Raw genomic sequence first — 15,532 nt, forward strand, 5'->3', positions numbered from 1 at the left:
AAAATCGATCCCGATTTTCGGGCCGATACCGTAGGCCTTCTGTACCATAGCGGAACGGTGGGTCTTTTTGCGACTTCCCCCGTGACGCATAGAGAATGGCGCAACCCTGGCCGATCTGCGAATCTCGGGGCGATCAGGCAATGTTGACTGACGCGCCAAATTGTCGGAAGAAAATCCGCCCATCTACTACGAAAGACCGGAACCTAATCCTGATGCCCAAACTTACCATCGTCGCCTTTGACGGAACGCGCTTCGATCTCGACGTCGATCAAGGCTCCACCGTAATGGAGAATGCGGTCCGCAATTCCGTGCCCGGCATTGAGGCCGAATGCGGCGGCGCCTGCGCCTGCGCGACCTGTCACGTCTATGTCGACGAGCAGTGGACTGAGATCGTCGGACAGCCGGAAGCGATGGAAGAGGATATGTTGGACTTCGCCTTCGACGTGCGCCCGACCTCGCGTCTTTCCTGTCAGATCAGGATGAAGGCTGCCTTGGACGGGCTCACCGTGCACGTGCCGGAACGGCAGGCTTAACTCCCAAAATCGCGGCTCTTTCCAAAAAGAGAGCCTCGCACGCCGGAGGCGGGCGAGGCGAGGCGGGCGCATTACCTACGGATGAGGGAGGAACACCCGCGGCTTCGGAACGCGCCAGGAGAACACAGTCACGAAAGCCAGCTGCCTTACTGCACTTTCGAATATAGTCATATTACCGCGTTCCGGTTGAGTCCACCAGAATGAAAAATGACCGGTAAAAGGCTGGGAGTTCCACAGGCTTCGCACAAGTTTCATTGGGCAGCTAACGTTCTCTGCTCGCCTTGAGGACAAAAAGAGCTTATCTTTCGCCGCCCTTGCCGTTGAGTTTGTTGTTGAGCAGTCTCAGCATGCGATTCTGAAAATTGACCGCCTCGACGCGATCGAATCGGGCCTGCAACTTGTCGTGCTCCTCTACACCGCGAGCCGACGCATCCGAAACGAGCTCCTGCATGGCCTCGCAATTGCGCCGCGAAGGCAGCGCCTTAAGTTCGCGTTCCATAGCACGAGCCTGAGTGCGGGCGATCTCGGCGTGGCGCTCCTCGTGACGCCTGATATCGCTCGACAGCGCATCCCAGATCATCGACAGCTCACGGCTCGCGCCCTTACGGTTGCTCCAGCGCGGCATGATGATCTGTGTGTGGACGGTGACCTTGACGTTGCCGACGCGGCAGCGGCCATTTTCCTGAATATAAGTCGCCTCGCCGCCGAAACGGATCTTGGTGGCGCCGGGATGGCGAGCGGAGGAGCCGTTCGCCGTGGGACCACGGCGGCTCAACTCATCGTCCAGCTCGTCGGCCGTCTTTCCCTTGATATCGAAATAGGAATAGCTTTTCGTTGCAACGACTTCGGCTGCCGCGGGGCCGCAGAGGAAAAAGGCAATCATGGAAAAGGCGATGGGAAGGCGCATATAACGCAACGCAAGCGGCATTCTGAACTGAACCTGTGTTGAAGTTTGGCGGAGCTTGGGGCATAGCCACCGCAAGAGCAATATCGGATAGCGGCTTTTTTGGCTAGCGACGGGATTAGACTGGTGAAGCAGCTCGATAGCAGTTTCTGGCGTGTGGCCCATGGCCGCGAGATCGAGCTCAACAAGCGCTCGGTGATCATGGCGATCGTCAACGTGACGCCGGATTCCTTCTCCGACGGCGGGCGTTACGACACAGTCGACAGTGCCGTCGAACATGCGCTGCAGGCGGTAGCAGACGGCGCTGAAATCCTCGATATCGGCGGTAAGTCGACCCGGCCGGATGCGGCCTCCGTCAGCCCGGCGGAGGAACAGGCGCGCGTACTGCCCGTCATCGAGGCGCTCAGCGGACGCACGCATGCCCTGATTTCCATCGATACCTATCGCGCGGAAACGGCGCGGCGCGCCATCAGTGCCGGCGCCCATATCGTCAACGACGTCTTCGGCCTGCAGAAGGAGCCTGAAATCGCCACGCTGTCGGCTGAGACCGGGGCAGGGCTCTGCATCATGCATACGGGCCGCGACCGGCAGAAGCTTGCCGATATCATCGATGACCAGGTCTTTTTTCTCGGGCATTCGCTGGAGATCGCTTCCGCTGCCGGTGTCCTGCGTGACCGCATCGTGCTCGATCCTGGCTTCGGCTTTGCCAAGGAAACGCCGAAAGAAAATCTGGAACTGATGGCGCGTTTCGAAGAGCTGCACCGCTTCGGCCTGCCGCTTCTGGCCGGCACGTCGCGCAAGCGCTTCCTCGGCGCAGTCACCGGCCGGGAGCCGGCGGAGCGCGATGCGGCGACGGCGGCGACGAGCGCGCTTCTCAGGCTGCAGGGGGCGGCTGTTTTCCGGGTACACAATGTCGCAATCAACAGGGATGCGCTTGCCGTAGCCGATGCTATGCTGGCCGCCCGGAACGACGCTTCGAAAGCGTGTCACGATCCATCAGATCCGGGTGCCACGCTTTAAGTCTTTGTTTTTCGTATGTCGTTATCGCAAAACCGCAGCGCACTGTTGCGCGACATGCTTGAAGTCTTTGTTTTACGCATGTCGTTGTCGCAAAACCGCTACGCACTGTTGCGCGACATGCTTTAGGGGGAGGCCGTCATGAGTACCTATACGATCCTGATGCAGAACTGCGCCTTCTTCGCCCGCCACGGCGTGCATGCCGAGGAGGAATTCCTCGGTCAGCGTTTCTTCGTGGATGCCGAACTGGAGGTGGAAGCGGGCAGCGCACTGGAAAACGATTCCATCGATGAGACTGTCCACTACGGCACCGCCTTCACCATCATCGAAGAGATCGTCGTCGGCAAGCGGCGTTACCTGATCGAGGCGCTGGCGTTCGATATTGCTAAGGGTCTTTGTAATAAATTCCCGCAGATCATCAGGGCCAAGATCACGGTGCGCAAGCCGAATGCGCCGATCCCTGGCGTGCTCGATTTCGTGCAGGTGACCGTTGAGCATCGTACCCGATAATCCATTCCATCTCGCAACGCTCGGCCTCGGCGGCAATATCGGCGATCCGGTCAAGTACATGGCATCAGCGCTTGCGGTGCTGGACGCCCATCCGGACTGCCGGGTGGCCGCCGTCTCGCGGCTTTACCGCACGCCGCCCTGGGGCAAGACTGACCAGTCCCACTTCTTCAACTCCTGCGCGGCGGTGGAAACACGGCTTGCCCCGGAAGCGCTTCTCGATCTCTGCCTGTCGATCGAGCGGGAGATGAAGCGCGAGCGCATCGAGCGCTGGGGGCCGCGCACGCTGGATATCGATGTACTGACTTATGAAGGCGTCGAGCAGGATGCACCGCGGCTGGAACTGCCGCATCCACGCATGACGGAGCGAGGCTTCGTGCTGATGCCGCTTGCGGATATAGCGCCGGAACTCATGGTCAAGGGCAGGGCGGTTGCCGACTGGCTCGTTAGCGCAGATATCGCGGGGATCGAAATTGCCGATGAGAGCCGCGACTGGTGGCGCAGGACTTAAATGGGCCACTAAGCGCAGACTGCGAGACCTGAACAGCCCCAGAAGCCCCCCGGGGCTTTTCCTTATGTTCACAACGTCTTGTCGCCTGCACGGGCTGCGCTACCTCAGAAGGGCGACTGAGCGGAGGTATCATGAGGCAACTCAACAGCGGCGGGAAAGGCTGTTCGTACAGGTACTGACATGCCGGAAACGAGCAGCAGCCTTCCCGAAGGCATCGAAGATCATACTCTCTTCCAGCAGCGCATCTGGCGTGCGCAGCGTTGGGCGTGGATTGGTTTTGCCGCCATTCTCATTGCCACGCTTTTCGGAGCGCTCGGGCGCAGCGGACCTCTCTCCCAGCAGGAATTGAAGCTTGCCGGCGGCAGTCTCGAGCTTCCGATCATCACGCGGTGGAATGCGCCCGACGAGCTGCGCGTCTTTTTCTCGCCTTCTTCTTCGGACCGCAGGCTCGTTATCGATCCCGGCTTTCTCACGATCTTCTCCATCGAAGGCATCGACCCGCCGCAGAAAGCGGCAGATTACCAGAATGGCCATATCGGCTATGTCTTTCCTGCCGATGCCACCGCGACGAGCCAAGTGATCCTGAGGCTTCATACACAGAAGCCGGGGTTGCATTCCTTCCACATCGGTATCGACCAGGACGTCATCGAACGTTCGGTTCTCGTCTTGCCGTGAGGTGCCTATGGATGCAGTCATTCGTGGTGTCGCTATCTATTTCACCCTGCTGGTGATTATCAGGCTGTCCGGCAGGCGCACGCTCGCCCAGATGACACCCTTCGATCTCGTCATCGTATTGGTGATTTCTGAGACGACACAGCAGGCCATGCTGGGTGACGATTTCTCGATCACCAATTCGGTCCTTCTGATCCTGACGCTGTTTACCACCGACATCGCGCTTTCCTACCTGAAGGGCTGGTCGCGCCGGACGGCCAGATTGATCGACGGAGTTCCGACCATTCTCGTTACAAACGGCGTTTACGATGAGACTGCCCTGAAGGGTTCGAGACTTCAGAGAGACGACGTGATGGAAGCCGCAAGAACCCAGCAAGGCATCGAGAGTGTCAAAGATATCCGGTTTGCAATTCTCGAGGTGAGCGGCAACATCAGCATCATTCCGAAGGAGTGAGAGGGAAAACGGCGGGTCAGAGACCGGAGAGGAATGCGTCCGTTTCGGTAATCTCCACCTGCACCGAAAAGCGGCCGCCCAGCAATTCCAGCGTAGCGTCATGCGTTTCGTCGGCGCTGCTACAGACCGCATCTTTCAACAGGACGACGCGATAGCCGAGATCGATTGCGCCAAGTGCTGCGGCGAGCACGCAGATATCCGTTTCGCCGCCGGTGATGACGATGGCCTCGATCTTTTCCCGCGTGAGTGTCTCATGCAGCCGCCCGTCGACCCAGGGAGAATAGGTTCGCTTGTTGAAGAATCGGGCAGGTGGTGCGAAAGACTTCAGATCGGCAACGATATCCATGAGCTCCGGCAGCAAGCATTCGCCGGTCATCATCGGCCATTTTTCGTAATAGTTCCTCCACATGCCGGGCATGGCATCAGCGGTCGGCGGAGGAACGAAGCGTGTGAAAACCGTTCGCTCCGCATACCGTCCCGAGAGTTCAACAATCTGCGGCGACACCGTCGCCATCCATGGCACATGCCATGCTGTCTGTTCCGCGAACATCCTCTGCATATCGATGCAGAGATGGATCCAGTTGTCGGGCATCGGACCTGCAGCTTCAAGCATTCAGGGCGAATTGATGCTGGGCAGGAAATCCTCGACCTGCTTGCGGTCAGCTGCAGAAAGCGACTGCACCTGTTCCTGCCAGAAGCGTTCGGCCTCCGGCGGATCCTCCTCCCACTGGCGTACAGTGGTGATGTTGTCGTCGATCTTGCAGCGGCGGTGTCCGCCGAGGCGCAGATATTCCTTGGCGAGCTTCAGGCTCCTGGTTTCCGTATCCGTGCTGGTTGCGTTCATGTCCTTCGCCTCCGTGGCTGCGCAGGGACAAGCCCTGCCGTCTACGAAGAACGGCCTGTGGCGGGAAATGATCCCATGCCATCACGAAATACTAAAATAGGGAACGCAGCCCGAGCGGTTCTCCTATCGAGGGCGGTCAAGCCGCTCTCGCAAAGAATCGCAGAAAGAGAGTCCATCATGGCAAACCAAGGCGGTTCACACGGACAGCGTATCAAGGCAGACCAGCAGAGCAATAAGAACAGTCGCTGACAACCAGGACCAATAGGAGAAACGCCCCGCTACTGCGGGCTTTTTTCTAGCGCGCTATCAGCCAAAAAGCAAAGCGGCGGAAAACCGCCGCTTCAGGAAAATCCGTTCCGAGCGAATAGCTTACTGGATCGAGCCGACAGCCATTTCGTCGACCTGGCGCGTCAGCGTCAGGCCAATGACCGGGACCATCTGGCTTTCGACCTTAACCGAAACGGTGACGTTCATGGTCTTGTCGTCGCGAACGCGGGCAATCATCGCGCCGTTCAGCTTGGAGCGATTGATGCCAACGACGACGGTATCGTCGGTGACGGCGCCGGAGACGATATCGAGACCCTTGCCTTCGGCGCCATCGAGGAACTTGCCCTTGTAGGTGGAACCGGACTGCGAGATGACAGCGCTCATCGGCTGCTTGAAGACGCCGACGCGGCAGGTACCGTCGAGCTTGATACCGGCGGAGGAATCATCGGCCGGTGAACCGACGAGATTGCAGGTGAATTTCGTGCCCTTGTACTTGCCGGCGACGATTTCGCCCGGCCCCTTCCAGGTGCCGGCGACGGATTCGAAGAATGCCTTGTCGCGGGTTGCGGCAGTGGCGTTGGAAGCGACGTCTGCCACTGGAGACAATGCCGCGGCGGCCAGGCCGCATACAAAAAGAAACTTGCGCGAGTACATGGATTTTCCTTGGCAAACACCACTCGGGAACTGGTCTGAAGTTTTGCCGGAGAATGGTTAATGCTTTCTTTCCGGGGCGCTGAAATGCGTGGAAATACAGGGCTTTCGCAAGGTGAGGATTCCGAGGTTGCGCCTTTAGCGCATTGAATCCGCTTGAATTTTCCGCAGCCCTCATAAGAAGGCCTGAATGTGTCGAAATCTGGCTTTTGCTTAAGGGTTACCGTTACGCGTCGTCATCGACGGCGTCAAATCGCCGATAAAGTCACCGATTCCCGGCCTTTTCAGCGCCCGGAAAGTCAGCGGACGGCAGAGATCCATGGCGGCAATGCCAATCCGCGCCGTCATCAGCCCGTTGATGACGCCTTCGCCGAGTCGGGCCGAGAGCTTAGAAGCAAGCCCATGGCCCAGCACCTGCTGAACAAGGCTGTCGCCGACAGCAATCGAGCCGGTCACGGCAAGGTGGGCGAGCACGTCACGCATCAATCTCAGCATGCCGAGCGTGCCAGGACGGCCGCCATAGAGCTCGGCCATGGCGCGGATCAGGCGGGTAGCCTCATAGAGCACATAGAGTAGATCGACGATGGCGCGCGGGCTGACGGCCGTGACGATCGAGACGCGCTTGGAGGAATTGACGATCAGCGCGCGTGCCCGACGATCCAGCGGTGCAAGCAGCTCACGCTCGGCAAGCGCGATCAGGTGCGGAGCGTCGATGACCTCGCCTTCGGTCTCTTTCAGCGTGGCGCGGCCCTTGGCGGTTTCCGGCTTGTTGCCGAGCAGGCCTGTCAGGCGGGCGACGACCGCGCGCGCCTTGGCGGGCCGCGTTTCCAGAATCGCGGCATCGGCTTCAGCCTTGATAGTCTGCACCGCGGCAAGCCGCATCATGCCCGCCGTCTCCCTGATGACGATTGCGATGACGGCGAGGATGCCGATCGCGAGAACGGAAAGCGCGGCATAACCCAGCCAGTCGGCGCGGCTGAAGAGATCGCGGATCAGCCGGTCGGTCCAGAGGCCGAAGGCGAGCGACAGCAGAATGCCGAAAGCGCCGGCGGCGATGCTGGCGAAGGAGGTGCGGTGCTTGCGCGGGGTAGCGACCGGCAACGGGCTCGGATCCTGCTCCGGATTGAGGAAGGGATCTTCCTCATCCGGCGTCAGCACCACCTCGCCGGAAAAGCTTGCCGGCTTGCGGCGTTCTATGCGCGGGGCTTCGGGCGCCGCATTCTCCTCCTCAAAGGTGAAGGCGGCGGGGGCACGGCGCGGCGGATTGGGCTGGTCGATCGGCGGCTTGCTCATGCGAGGCGGTCTCCGAACAGGAACTGCATGGCGCGGTCGAGGCGGATATGCGGCACGGAGAGTTTGATTCCGCCGCCGGTTTCCTCGAGCTGCGGCGGGCGGAAGCGCACGACATTGACGTCGGGCAGTTCGACCGACGCGTCGCCGGCTTCGATGCGCTCGAAGAGGGATTCGGGATTTTCCGGCAAATCGCCGGGGAAGATTGCCGTCTTGCGCTCGCCGTCGAAGATTTCACCGGCGATCTTTTCACCGGCCATGGGTGTTCCGACGATGACGGGCAGGTCGTGGCCGTCGCGGCGCACGGTGGCTTCCCGCGTGGCACGCACGGAGGCGAGCGCCATGACATCGATGCCGGCGCCGGCCATGCCGATACGATCGATAGCGCGATCGACGAGGCGGCGCGTCAGCCGGTCCAGCCGGTCGTGGCTTTCGTGGTGCAGATGGTCCGCCTTGGTGGCGGCAACCAGAACACGGTCGATGCGCCGGCCGAGCAGCGACGACAGGATTGAATTGCTGCCGGGGCGAAAGCAGGCGAGCACATCGGTCAGCGCGCGCTCCAGATCCTGCACGGCTTCGGGGCCGCGGTTCATGGCCTGCAGCGCGTCGACCAGCACGATCTGCCGGTCGAGCCTGGCAAAATGCTCGCGGAAGAAGGGTTTGACGACGACGGACTTATAGGCTTCGTAGCGCCGCTCCATCATCGCCCAGAGCGAGCCGCGCTCCGGCTTTCCGTCCGGGGGCAGGGCAAGGGGCGCGAAAGTCAGCGCAGGCGACCCATCGAGATCGCCGGGCAGCAGGAAGCGGCCGGGCGGAAGCGTGGAAAGCGAGCGTTCGTCAGCCTTGCAGGCCTTCAGATAGTCGGCAAAGCTGGTGGCGAGATCGCGGGCGACCATTTCATCGGCGGAAGCGGTGATATCCGTCGCCTTCGTCAGCGCCAGCCAGGCGCTCGACAGCTCGGCGCGGATGCCGGTTGCGGCAAGGGCGATGGTTTCCTCGCTGAAGGTGCGGAAATCCTTGCCGAGCAGCGGCAGGTCGAGCAGCCATTCGCCGGGATAATCGACGATATCGATCGACAGGCGGCCGGGCGAGAACATACGCGTCCAGGAACTGGCGCTCTGATAATCGAGCGTGATGCGCAGCTCTGAAATTGCACGGGTGGAATCCGGCCAGATCCGCTCCTTCACCAGTGCGCGGATATGATCCTCGTACTGGAAGCGCGGCACGGCATCATCTGGCTGCGGCTCCAGACGGACTGCCGACACACGACCGGACTGCACCGCTTCGAAGAGCGGCAACCGGCCGCCATGCAGAAGATTATGGACCAGCGAGGAAATGAAGACCGTCTTGCCGGAACGGGAAAGGCCGGTGACACCGAGCCTGATGGTCGGATTGACGAGACCGCTGGCGCGGTCAGCAAGATTATCCAGCGCAATGAGCGCATCGTCGGCAAAGGATGTCAGGCGTGGCGGCAAATCGGAATCCCTGATGGCACTGCCTGCAATATAGGAAGGGGCCGCTGCCTGAAAAAGAAGCGGCGCGAAAGCTCAGTTGATGACGAAATCGGTGAGACGCCAGGCCGAAGTCGTAGCGACGTAGTCGATGACAGCGAGACCGGCTGTCGGGAAACCTTTCGGCACGGAGGCTGCCATAGCCTTTTGGCCGATCAGCGCCGATAGGGCCTGCTCCATTGTCGGGTTATGGCCGACGAGCATGACGCTCCCCACATCCTGCGCATCGATGATTTCGAGATAGGTATCGACCGAGGCGTTATAGAGCGTATCTACAAAGCGCATGTCGAGCGTTTCGCCCATGGCCCGGTGCACGGCCTCGGCGGTGTCGCGACAACGAAGCGCGGTCGAACTGATCAGGATGTCCGGACGGTAGCCCTTGTCGGCGGCGCGGTCGGCGACAATCTCGGCATCGCCGAAACCCTTTTTGCTCAGCGGCCGGTCGAAATCGCGCTGCCCGGGCTCGGCCCAGGCGGCTTCGGCATGACGCAGGAGGTAGATCCGATGGGGTGGAGGCAGGAGGGCGGCCATGGGCAAATCCAGCTTCGAACGGAGCCTTTTCAGTAGCGGTTGCGATCCCGCAACGTCAACCGTCCACAGGCTTCCAAGAGCGCGAAAGGGGCATCCCGACACGGCGTTTTGAGGGCCAAGCAAAAATCGCTATTCGGAATAATGATGCGAAAATAGACTGTTAGCTCAAATTTATGACAGATTTAAAAATCTGTTTACCTGTCTTATTTGGCTTGAATCGCGGATAGCGCTTGGGATATACACCCGGCCAGATGAGATGTTCTTCAGGAGAATCGCGTTGAGTGAGAAGATCGATCTTAGCAATTATGTTCCCTCGGAAGACGAGGAGTTCATGAATACGAACCAGCGCGCTTATTTCAGAGCCAAGCTGGTTGCCTGGAAAAACGATATCCTTAGAGAAGCGCGCGAAACACTCGACCACCTGGCTGAGGAAAGCGCAAACCACCCTGATCTCGCAGATCGTGCATCCTCCGAAACCGACCGGGCGATTGAACTTCGCGCCCGCGACCGTCAGAGAAAGCTGATCTCCAAGATCGACGCAGCCCTGCAGCGCATCGAGGATGGCACGTATGGCTACTGCGAGGAAACCGGCGAGCCGATCGGCCTGAAACGCCTCGACGCCCGCCCGATCGCCACGCTCTCGATCGAAGCGCAGGAACGCCACGAGCGCCGCGAAAAGGTTTACCGGGACGAATAATCACTTCCGGACCGGCAATGAAAAAGCACCGCGAGACGATCGCGGTGCTTTTTGTTTTGCTGCCCTTTGCTCTGGGACCATATGGCTCCGGCTTTTACTTGTCGCGATTGACGCTCATTTCTCCGAAGATGCGGGCGACTTCCTTTTGAAGTGCGGCATCCGCACCCGTGATCGGTGCCATGTCGGGGTCGCGGCGCGGCATTGAGCCGGGCTGAGGAGAACCGGGCTGCGGGGCAGGCCGTGCCTGCTGCGCATTGGGTACGGGAACCACGCGCTCGGCGGCCGGATTGGCCGATATCTCATCATCGAGGATGCGTTGGAAATCGCGGCGGATGGCAGCCGATTGCAAACCGCCATCTTCCGTCGCGACTGGAGCGCCGCGCGAAACGGCGGGAATGCTCTGGGCCGGCGGAGTGGACACTTCCGGTTCGATGCGCTGCTGCGGCAACACGCGCTGGCGGGCTGCATCGAGGATATCGGCGGCGTTGGCGGCATCGGGCACGGGTTGCGGAGCGGGCCGTTCGGGCTGGCGCGGCTGAAGCTGCGACATGCGCTGCGGGCCGTCGCGCTCGGCTGTGAGCGGCGGAGCAGAGACCTGTGGCGCTGGAGCCTGCTGGCTCGACATCTGCTGTGCAGGCAACTGCTGGGCAGACATGGGTGGCGCGACTGCCGGAGCGACCGAAGGTTCGGGGCGCTGGCGAACCGGCTCGGCAGGCGGGGCAATGACCGGGACGATGACCGGAGCAGGTGCCGGGCTGTAGGGTTCGAAATCGGGTTCGGCGCTTGCCGCCACAGGTGGTGCGACGGGGGCGACGACGGGCTTCGGCGGCGGCTCGCGGCGCGGCTGGACGGCTGCACGCTCCTGAGCGACAGCACGCTCCTCGACCGGCTGTGGGCGGAACTCAGCAGCGGTTTCGGCTTCGGTTTCCGGCAGGATGCGGCTTTCGATGACGATATCGGTCGGGCCGCCGATCATGACGAGATGTTCGACATTGTCGCGGCGCACGAGAACCAGGCGACGACGGGCGTCGACGGCGGCGGCATCGAGCACCTGAAGGCGCGGCTGGCGGTTGCGACCACCGCGCACGAAAGGTGAGGGCGCGCGGCCGCGCAGGAACCACAGAACGGCGATGAGCAGGATGAGGGCAATGCCGACGCCACCGGCGGCAAGCAGGAAGCGGCTGCCGTAAGCCCCTACAACATCATCGAACATAGGCACTCACTCCATTTCGCATTATGGCACAACAGACGACTTTTCCGCTCCTTAGGCAAGAGCCGGCGGGTCTGTCCAGTCACCGGCGAACGCGATTTCGTGTTGTGCAACTATTTGGCCGGGCGCTCGCTGCGGCACCGGCGGGATTACGGGCAAATTGGCGCGTTTGCCTGTGAATTCAAGCAGTCTGACGAAACCTGCTGTTTTTGCGGGCGCAGCAAGTTGATAAGAAGGAAAGACTGCCTGATTCCTGCTTCGTAGCGATGTTACGAGCGCGGCAGGAAGGGCTTATGCGAGGAATAGATGACGAAATCGCGTCAGGTCGACGACTATAACGCGCCGCTTGTGGATCGTGGGGGGCGTTCTGGCACGGCGATACGCATCATCCTGCTGGCGATCGTGCTGATTGCGGCGGCCGCGGCCTTCGTCTTCTTCAAGGATTCGCTCGGCAACGAGCTGGTGCTCGGCTGTCTCGGCGTTCTCGCCATGGTCGGCATCTTCTTTCTCGTCTCCTCCGTCATCGGCTTCATCGAGGTCATGCCGCAGCGCCAGTCAGACAGCCTGGCGCGCGCTTTCCTGAACGGCCATCCCGACGGGACGCTGATCACTGACGAGAAGGGCCGCATCGTTTATGCCAATGCCGCCTATGGCGCATTGACCGGCGCGCGCAAGGCGACCGAGGTGCAGACACTTGAAACGCTGCTGTCGCGCCACCGCGAATCGAACGAGGCGCTCTACCGGCTGGTGAACGGGTTGCGCGAGGGCCGCGAAGGCCGTGAGGAATTCCGCTTGCTGCGGGCCGTGGGCCCCGGAAGCAACGCCGGCGCGCATTGGTATCGCCTGAAAGCGCGGCTCCTGAAGCCGGAAGAGGGCGACAGCAAGCCGCTGCAGATCTGGCAGATCACCGATATCACTGCCGAGCGTGAGGACCAGGAGCGCTTTTTCAAGGAGCTGCAGAACGCGATCGATTATCTCGACCACGCTCCGGCAGGCTTCTTCTCCGCCGGGCGCAAGGGCGAGATCTTCTATCTGAACGCCACGCTTGCGGAATGGCTGGGTCTCGATCTCACCAAATTCATGCCGGGCTCGATGAACATCGGCGATCTCGTCGCGGGTGAGGGGCTGGCGCTGATCCAGTCGGTACAGGCCGAGCCGGGGCTGAAGAAGACCGTGACGCTGGACCTCGACCTGCGCAAATCGAACGGCCAGAGCCTGCCGGTGCAGATCATCCACCGCGTCACCTCCATGCGCGACGGGGCGCCCGGCGAGAGCCGGACGATCGTGCTGACGCGTGACAAGGACAGCGAGAACGGCCAGTCGGCATCGGCTGCCGCCATGCGCTTCACGCGCTTCTTCAACAACACGCCGATGGCGATCGCTTCGGTCAATGGCGATGGCAAGATCCTGCGTACCAATGCGCCATTCCTGAAGCTTTTCTCCAATATCGTCTCGCGTGACGATCTGGAGCGCGGCGCGCTGATGGAAACGATCGTGCAGGACAGCGACCGGCCGCAGCTTGCCGCGGCACTCGCCGCCGCCAAGGACCGCCAGGGCGACATCCCGCCGATCGATTCCCGCACGCCGACCGATGATGCACGCTTCTTCCGCTTCTATGTAAATGCAGTCATCGACCAGAGCGACGAGGCGCCGGAGGAGGCGGCCATCGTCTATGCGGTGGAAGTGACCGAGCAGAAGGCGCTGGAAGCGCAGATGGCGCAGACGCAGAAGATGAATGCGGTCGGCACGCTTGCCGGCGGCATAGCACATGATTTCAACAACGTGCTGACGGCAATCCTGCTGTCTTCCGACCATCTGCTCTTACAGGCGCGACCTGCCGATGCGAGCTTCGCCGATCTGATAGAGATCAAGCGCAATGCCAACCGCGCGGCGGTGCTCGTGCGCCAGCTTCTCGCCTTCTCGCGCAAGCAGACGATGCGGCCGACGGTGTTGAACCTGACCGATGTCGTCGGCGACCTGCGCATGCTGGTCGACCGGTTGATTTCGGGTACCAACGTCAAGCTCGACGTCGAATATGGCCGCGATCTCTGGCCTGTCAAAACCGATCTTTCGCAATTCGAGCAGGTGCTGATCAATCTCTGCGTCAATGCCCGTGACGCCATGCCGGATGGCGGCACGCTGACGCTGCGCACCCGCAATCTGCCGGCAGCGGAAGTTGCCGCCTTCAACTATTCCTACATGCCGCATGAAGACATGGTGCTGATCGAGGTGACCGATACCGGCACCGGCATTGCGCCCGAGATCATGGACAAGATTTTCGAGCCCTTCTTCACGACCAAGGACGTGGGCAAGGGCACAGGTCTCGGCCTTGCCATGGTCTATGGCATCGTCAAACAGTCCGGCGGCTATATCCAGCCGGAATCGGAAGTCGGCAAGGGCACGACCTTCCGCATCTTCCTGCCGCGCCATATCGTCGAACCGGCAGTCGCTGCGGAAGCGGAAGCAGCCGATCAGGCCGTTGCGACCGGTGGCGCGCAGATTGTGGAACTAGTCCAGCCGAAACAGCCGGAAGACCTGACAGGCTCAGCCGTCATCCTGCTTGTCGAGGACGAAGAAGCGGTGCGGCGAGGCGGCAAGCGCATGCTGGAGACGCGTGGCTATACTGTCCACGAGGCCGGCTCCGGCGTCGAGGCCCTCGAGATCATGGAGGAGCTCGAAGGCAAGGTGGACATCGTCGTCTCCGACGTGGTGATGCCTGAAATGGACGGGCCGTCGCTGCTGCGCGAGCTGCGCAAGAACTATCCGGATCTGAAGTTCATCTTCGTGTCCGGTTACGCAGAGGATGCGTTCGCCCGCAACCTGCCGCCGGAAGCGAAATTTGGCTTCCTGCCGAAGCCGTTCTCGCTGAAGCAGCTGGCTGTGGCGGTGAAAGAGACGCTGGATAGCTGATATGATTAAGGGGCGCTGTGCGCCCCTCAAGTCTCGCTACGATGGATCGTTGGCGGGGCCAGCCCGCCAGACGTTGGCTTACTCGCTGAGCGCTACAGCAATCTCTGCGGCAAGCCGCGCATTGTTCTCTACCAGCGCAATATTCGTCTTCAGGCTCCGACCGTCGGTCAGGTCGAAGATCGTGCTCAGCAGGTAAGGTGTTACCGCCTTGCCGGTGATTTCGTCGCGCTCGGCGCTATCAAGCGCGCGCTCGATGTAGATTTCCATTTCCTCGCGAGCGATTTCATCGGCTTCCGGAACCGGGTTGGCGATCAGCATGCCGCCGTCTATGCCGAGCTGTTCGCGTGTGGTCTGGAAATTGGCGATCGCCGCCGGACTGTTCAACGTCAGTGGGCTGCGGATGCCCGATGAGCGCGACCAGAAGGCCGGGAATTCGTCGCTTTCATACGTCACGACCGGCACGCCACGGGTTTCCAGCACTTCCAGCGTCTTCGGAATATCGAGGATCGCCTTGGCGCCGGCGCAGACGACGATGACGCCGGTGCGGGCGAGCTCTTCAAGGTCGGCGGAGATATCGAAAGTTTGTTCAGCGCCGCGATGGACGCCGCCGATGCCGCCGGTTGCAAAGACCTTGATGCCGGCACGCGCCGCCGCAATCATCGTCGCCGCAACCGTCGTCGCACCCGTGCGACGTTCGGCGATCGAGAAGGCAATATCGGCGCGCGATACCTTCATGACGTCCTTTGCCTTGGCGAGCTGCTCCAGCTCGGCGGGTTCGAGGCCGATATGTAGCGTGCCATGGATAACGGCGATGGTGGCGGGAACCGCACCCTGATCACGGATGATCGATTCGACGCTGCGCGCCATCTCGATATTGCCGGGATAGGGCATGCCATGGGTGATGATGGTCGATTCGAGTGCCACGATCGGGGCGCCGCGCTGCTTGGCGGCGGCCACTTCCTTCGAGTAGGAAATCGGCAGCAGGGGCGAGAAGGGTTTGGTCATGATCCGTATCCGTTTATC

At 61.1% G+C, this 15,532-nt stretch carries 16 protein-coding genes and 1 pseudogene; 8 read left to right on the forward strand and 9 right to left on the reverse strand.

All coding sequences use genetic code 11. The features are described 5' to 3' along the window. The first annotated feature begins 212 nt into the window (after positions 1-212). Entirely contained in the window at positions 213-533 is a 321-nt protein-coding gene (locus ACR9ZQ_RS15080) for a 2Fe-2S iron-sulfur cluster-binding protein (protein ID WP_310388306.1), read from the forward strand. Positions 534-831: 298 nt separating this feature from the next. Here the strand turns inward: ACR9ZQ_RS15080 and ACR9ZQ_RS15085 are convergent, their stop codons facing one another. Then, positions 832-1,461: a DUF922 domain-containing Zn-dependent protease gene (locus ACR9ZQ_RS15085; protein ID WP_481428203.1), complete on the reverse strand. Its 630-nt coding sequence runs from the start codon at positions 1,459-1,461 to the stop codon at positions 832-834. 102 nt (positions 1,462-1,563) lie between these two features. Between ACR9ZQ_RS15085 and folP the strand changes: the two genes are divergently transcribed. The 5 genes from folP (at position 1,564) to ACR9ZQ_RS15110 (ending at position 4,598) form a co-directional block, all read left to right on the forward strand. Beyond that, positions 1,564-2,457, forward strand: coding sequence for a dihydropteroate synthase (gene folP, locus ACR9ZQ_RS15090; RefSeq protein ID WP_481428204.1), 894 nt, complete (start codon positions 1,564-1,566; stop codon positions 2,455-2,457). Between the two features lie 138 nt (positions 2,458-2,595). Beyond that, positions 2,596-2,964: a dihydroneopterin aldolase gene (gene folB, locus ACR9ZQ_RS15095; RefSeq protein WP_113325672.1), complete on the forward strand. Its 369-nt coding sequence runs from the start codon at positions 2,596-2,598 to the stop codon at positions 2,962-2,964. After that, positions 2,945-3,472: a 2-amino-4-hydroxy-6-hydroxymethyldihydropteridine diphosphokinase gene (gene folK / locus ACR9ZQ_RS15100; protein WP_481428205.1), complete on the forward strand. Its 528-nt coding sequence runs from the start codon at positions 2,945-2,947 to the stop codon at positions 3,470-3,472. The genes folB and folK overlap by 20 nt, the downstream gene beginning before the upstream one ends. A gap of 180 nt (positions 3,473-3,652) precedes the next feature. Beyond that, complete coding sequence (locus tag ACR9ZQ_RS15105; protein WP_481428206.1) at positions 3,653-4,147, forward strand: hypothetical protein; 495 nt, start codon at positions 3,653-3,655, stop codon at positions 4,145-4,147. Positions 4,148-4,154: 7 nt separating this feature from the next. Then, entirely contained in the window at positions 4,155-4,598 is a 444-nt protein-coding gene (locus tag ACR9ZQ_RS15110; protein WP_481428207.1) for a DUF421 domain-containing protein, read from the forward strand. 16 nt (positions 4,599-4,614) lie between these two features. Here ACR9ZQ_RS15110 and ACR9ZQ_RS15115 read toward each other — a convergent pair whose 3' ends face one another. From ACR9ZQ_RS15115 to ACR9ZQ_RS15140, 6 genes and pseudogenes are all read right to left on the reverse strand, one after another. Further along, complete coding sequence (locus ACR9ZQ_RS15115; RefSeq protein WP_481428208.1) at positions 4,615-5,190, reverse strand: cysteine hydrolase family protein; 576 nt, start codon at positions 5,188-5,190, stop codon at positions 4,615-4,617. Between the two features lie 21 nt (positions 5,191-5,211). Further along, a pseudogene (locus ACR9ZQ_RS15120) lies at positions 5,212-5,427 on the reverse strand (hypothetical protein); the annotation flags it as partial. A 384-nt stretch (positions 5,428-5,811) separates the two neighbouring features. Then, positions 5,812-6,363 carry a hypothetical protein gene (locus tag ACR9ZQ_RS15125; protein WP_007826317.1) on the reverse strand — a complete coding sequence of 184 codons (552 nt, stop codon included), beginning with the start codon at positions 6,361-6,363 and terminating at the stop codon, positions 5,812-5,814. Between the two features lie 210 nt (positions 6,364-6,573). Then, the gene (locus ACR9ZQ_RS15130) at positions 6,574-7,653 is read right to left on the reverse strand and encodes a YcjF family protein (protein ID WP_481428209.1); all 1,080 of its coding nucleotides are present in this window, start codon (positions 7,651-7,653) and stop codon (positions 6,574-6,576) included. Continuing rightward, positions 7,650-9,125 carry a YcjX family GTP-binding protein gene (locus tag ACR9ZQ_RS15135; protein ID WP_481428210.1) on the reverse strand — a complete coding sequence of 492 codons (1,476 nt, stop codon included), beginning with the start codon at positions 9,123-9,125 and terminating at the stop codon, positions 7,650-7,652. Before ACR9ZQ_RS15135 ends, ACR9ZQ_RS15130 begins: the two co-directional genes overlap by 4 nt. A gap of 72 nt (positions 9,126-9,197) precedes the next feature. Then, a complete protein-coding gene (locus tag ACR9ZQ_RS15140; protein ID WP_481428211.1) occupies positions 9,198-9,692 on the reverse strand; it encodes a SixA phosphatase family protein in 495 nt (164 codons plus the stop codon). 277 nt (positions 9,693-9,969) lie between these two features. Here ACR9ZQ_RS15140 and dksA point away from each other — a divergent pair, with 277 nt between their 5' ends. Continuing rightward, entirely contained in the window at positions 9,970-10,389 is a 420-nt protein-coding gene (gene dksA, locus ACR9ZQ_RS15145) for an RNA polymerase-binding protein DksA (RefSeq protein ID WP_007826301.1), read from the forward strand. A gap of 94 nt (positions 10,390-10,483) precedes the next feature. Here dksA and ACR9ZQ_RS15150 read toward each other — a convergent pair whose 3' ends face one another. Then, entirely contained in the window at positions 10,484-11,602 is a 1,119-nt protein-coding gene (locus ACR9ZQ_RS15150) for a flagellar biosynthetic protein FliO (protein ID WP_481428212.1), read from the reverse strand. 303 nt (positions 11,603-11,905) lie between these two features. Here ACR9ZQ_RS15150 and cckA point away from each other — a divergent pair, with 303 nt between their 5' ends. Further along, positions 11,906-14,509, forward strand: coding sequence for a cell cycle histidine kinase CckA (gene cckA / locus ACR9ZQ_RS15155; protein ID WP_481428213.1), 2,604 nt, complete (start codon positions 11,906-11,908; stop codon positions 14,507-14,509). 78 nt (positions 14,510-14,587) lie between these two features. Here the strand turns inward: cckA and ACR9ZQ_RS15160 are convergent, their stop codons facing one another. Continuing rightward, entirely contained in the window at positions 14,588-15,514 is a 927-nt protein-coding gene (locus ACR9ZQ_RS15160; protein WP_481428214.1) for a pseudouridine-5'-phosphate glycosidase, read from the reverse strand. Positions 15,515-15,532: the final 18 nt, after the last annotated feature.

It is taken from the genome of Rhizobium sp. KNZ14-9A, assembly GCF_056755015.1.

Bases quoted from the DNA above. Each gene is read 5' to 3' on its own strand.
- ACR9ZQ_RS15080 (WP_310388306.1), top strand. From the start codon at position 213: ATGCCCAAACTTACCATCGTCGCCTTTGACGGAACGCGCTTCGATCTC.
- ACR9ZQ_RS15085 (WP_481428203.1), bottom strand. From the start codon at position 1,461: ATGCCGCTTGCGTTGCGTTATATGCGCCTTCCCATCGCCTTTTCCATG.
- folB (WP_113325672.1), top strand. From the start codon at position 2,596: ATGAGTACCTATACGATCCTGATGCAGAACTGCGCCTTCTTCGCCCGC.
- ACR9ZQ_RS15105 (WP_481428206.1), top strand. From the start codon at position 3,653: ATGCCGGAAACGAGCAGCAGCCTTCCCGAAGGCATCGAAGATCATACT.
- ACR9ZQ_RS15110 (WP_481428207.1), top strand. From the start codon at position 4,155: ATGGATGCAGTCATTCGTGGTGTCGCTATCTATTTCACCCTGCTGGTG.
- ACR9ZQ_RS15115 (WP_481428208.1), bottom strand. From the start codon at position 5,190: ATGCCCGACAACTGGATCCATCTCTGCATCGATATGCAGAGGATGTTC.
- ACR9ZQ_RS15125 (WP_007826317.1), bottom strand. From the start codon at position 6,363: ATGTACTCGCGCAAGTTTCTTTTTGTATGCGGCCTGGCCGCCGCGGCA.
- ACR9ZQ_RS15130 (WP_481428209.1), bottom strand. From the start codon at position 7,653: ATGAGCAAGCCGCCGATCGACCAGCCCAATCCGCCGCGCCGTGCCCCC.
- ACR9ZQ_RS15140 (WP_481428211.1), bottom strand. From the start codon at position 9,692: ATGGCCGCCCTCCTGCCTCCACCCCATCGGATCTACCTCCTGCGTCAT.
- ACR9ZQ_RS15150 (WP_481428212.1), bottom strand. From the start codon at position 11,602: ATGTTCGATGATGTTGTAGGGGCTTACGGCAGCCGCTTCCTGCTTGCC.
- cckA (WP_481428213.1), top strand. From the start codon at position 11,906: ATGACGAAATCGCGTCAGGTCGACGACTATAACGCGCCGCTTGTGGAT.
- ACR9ZQ_RS15160 (WP_481428214.1), bottom strand. From the start codon at position 15,514: ATGACCAAACCCTTCTCGCCCCTGCTGCCGATTTCCTACTCGAAGGAA.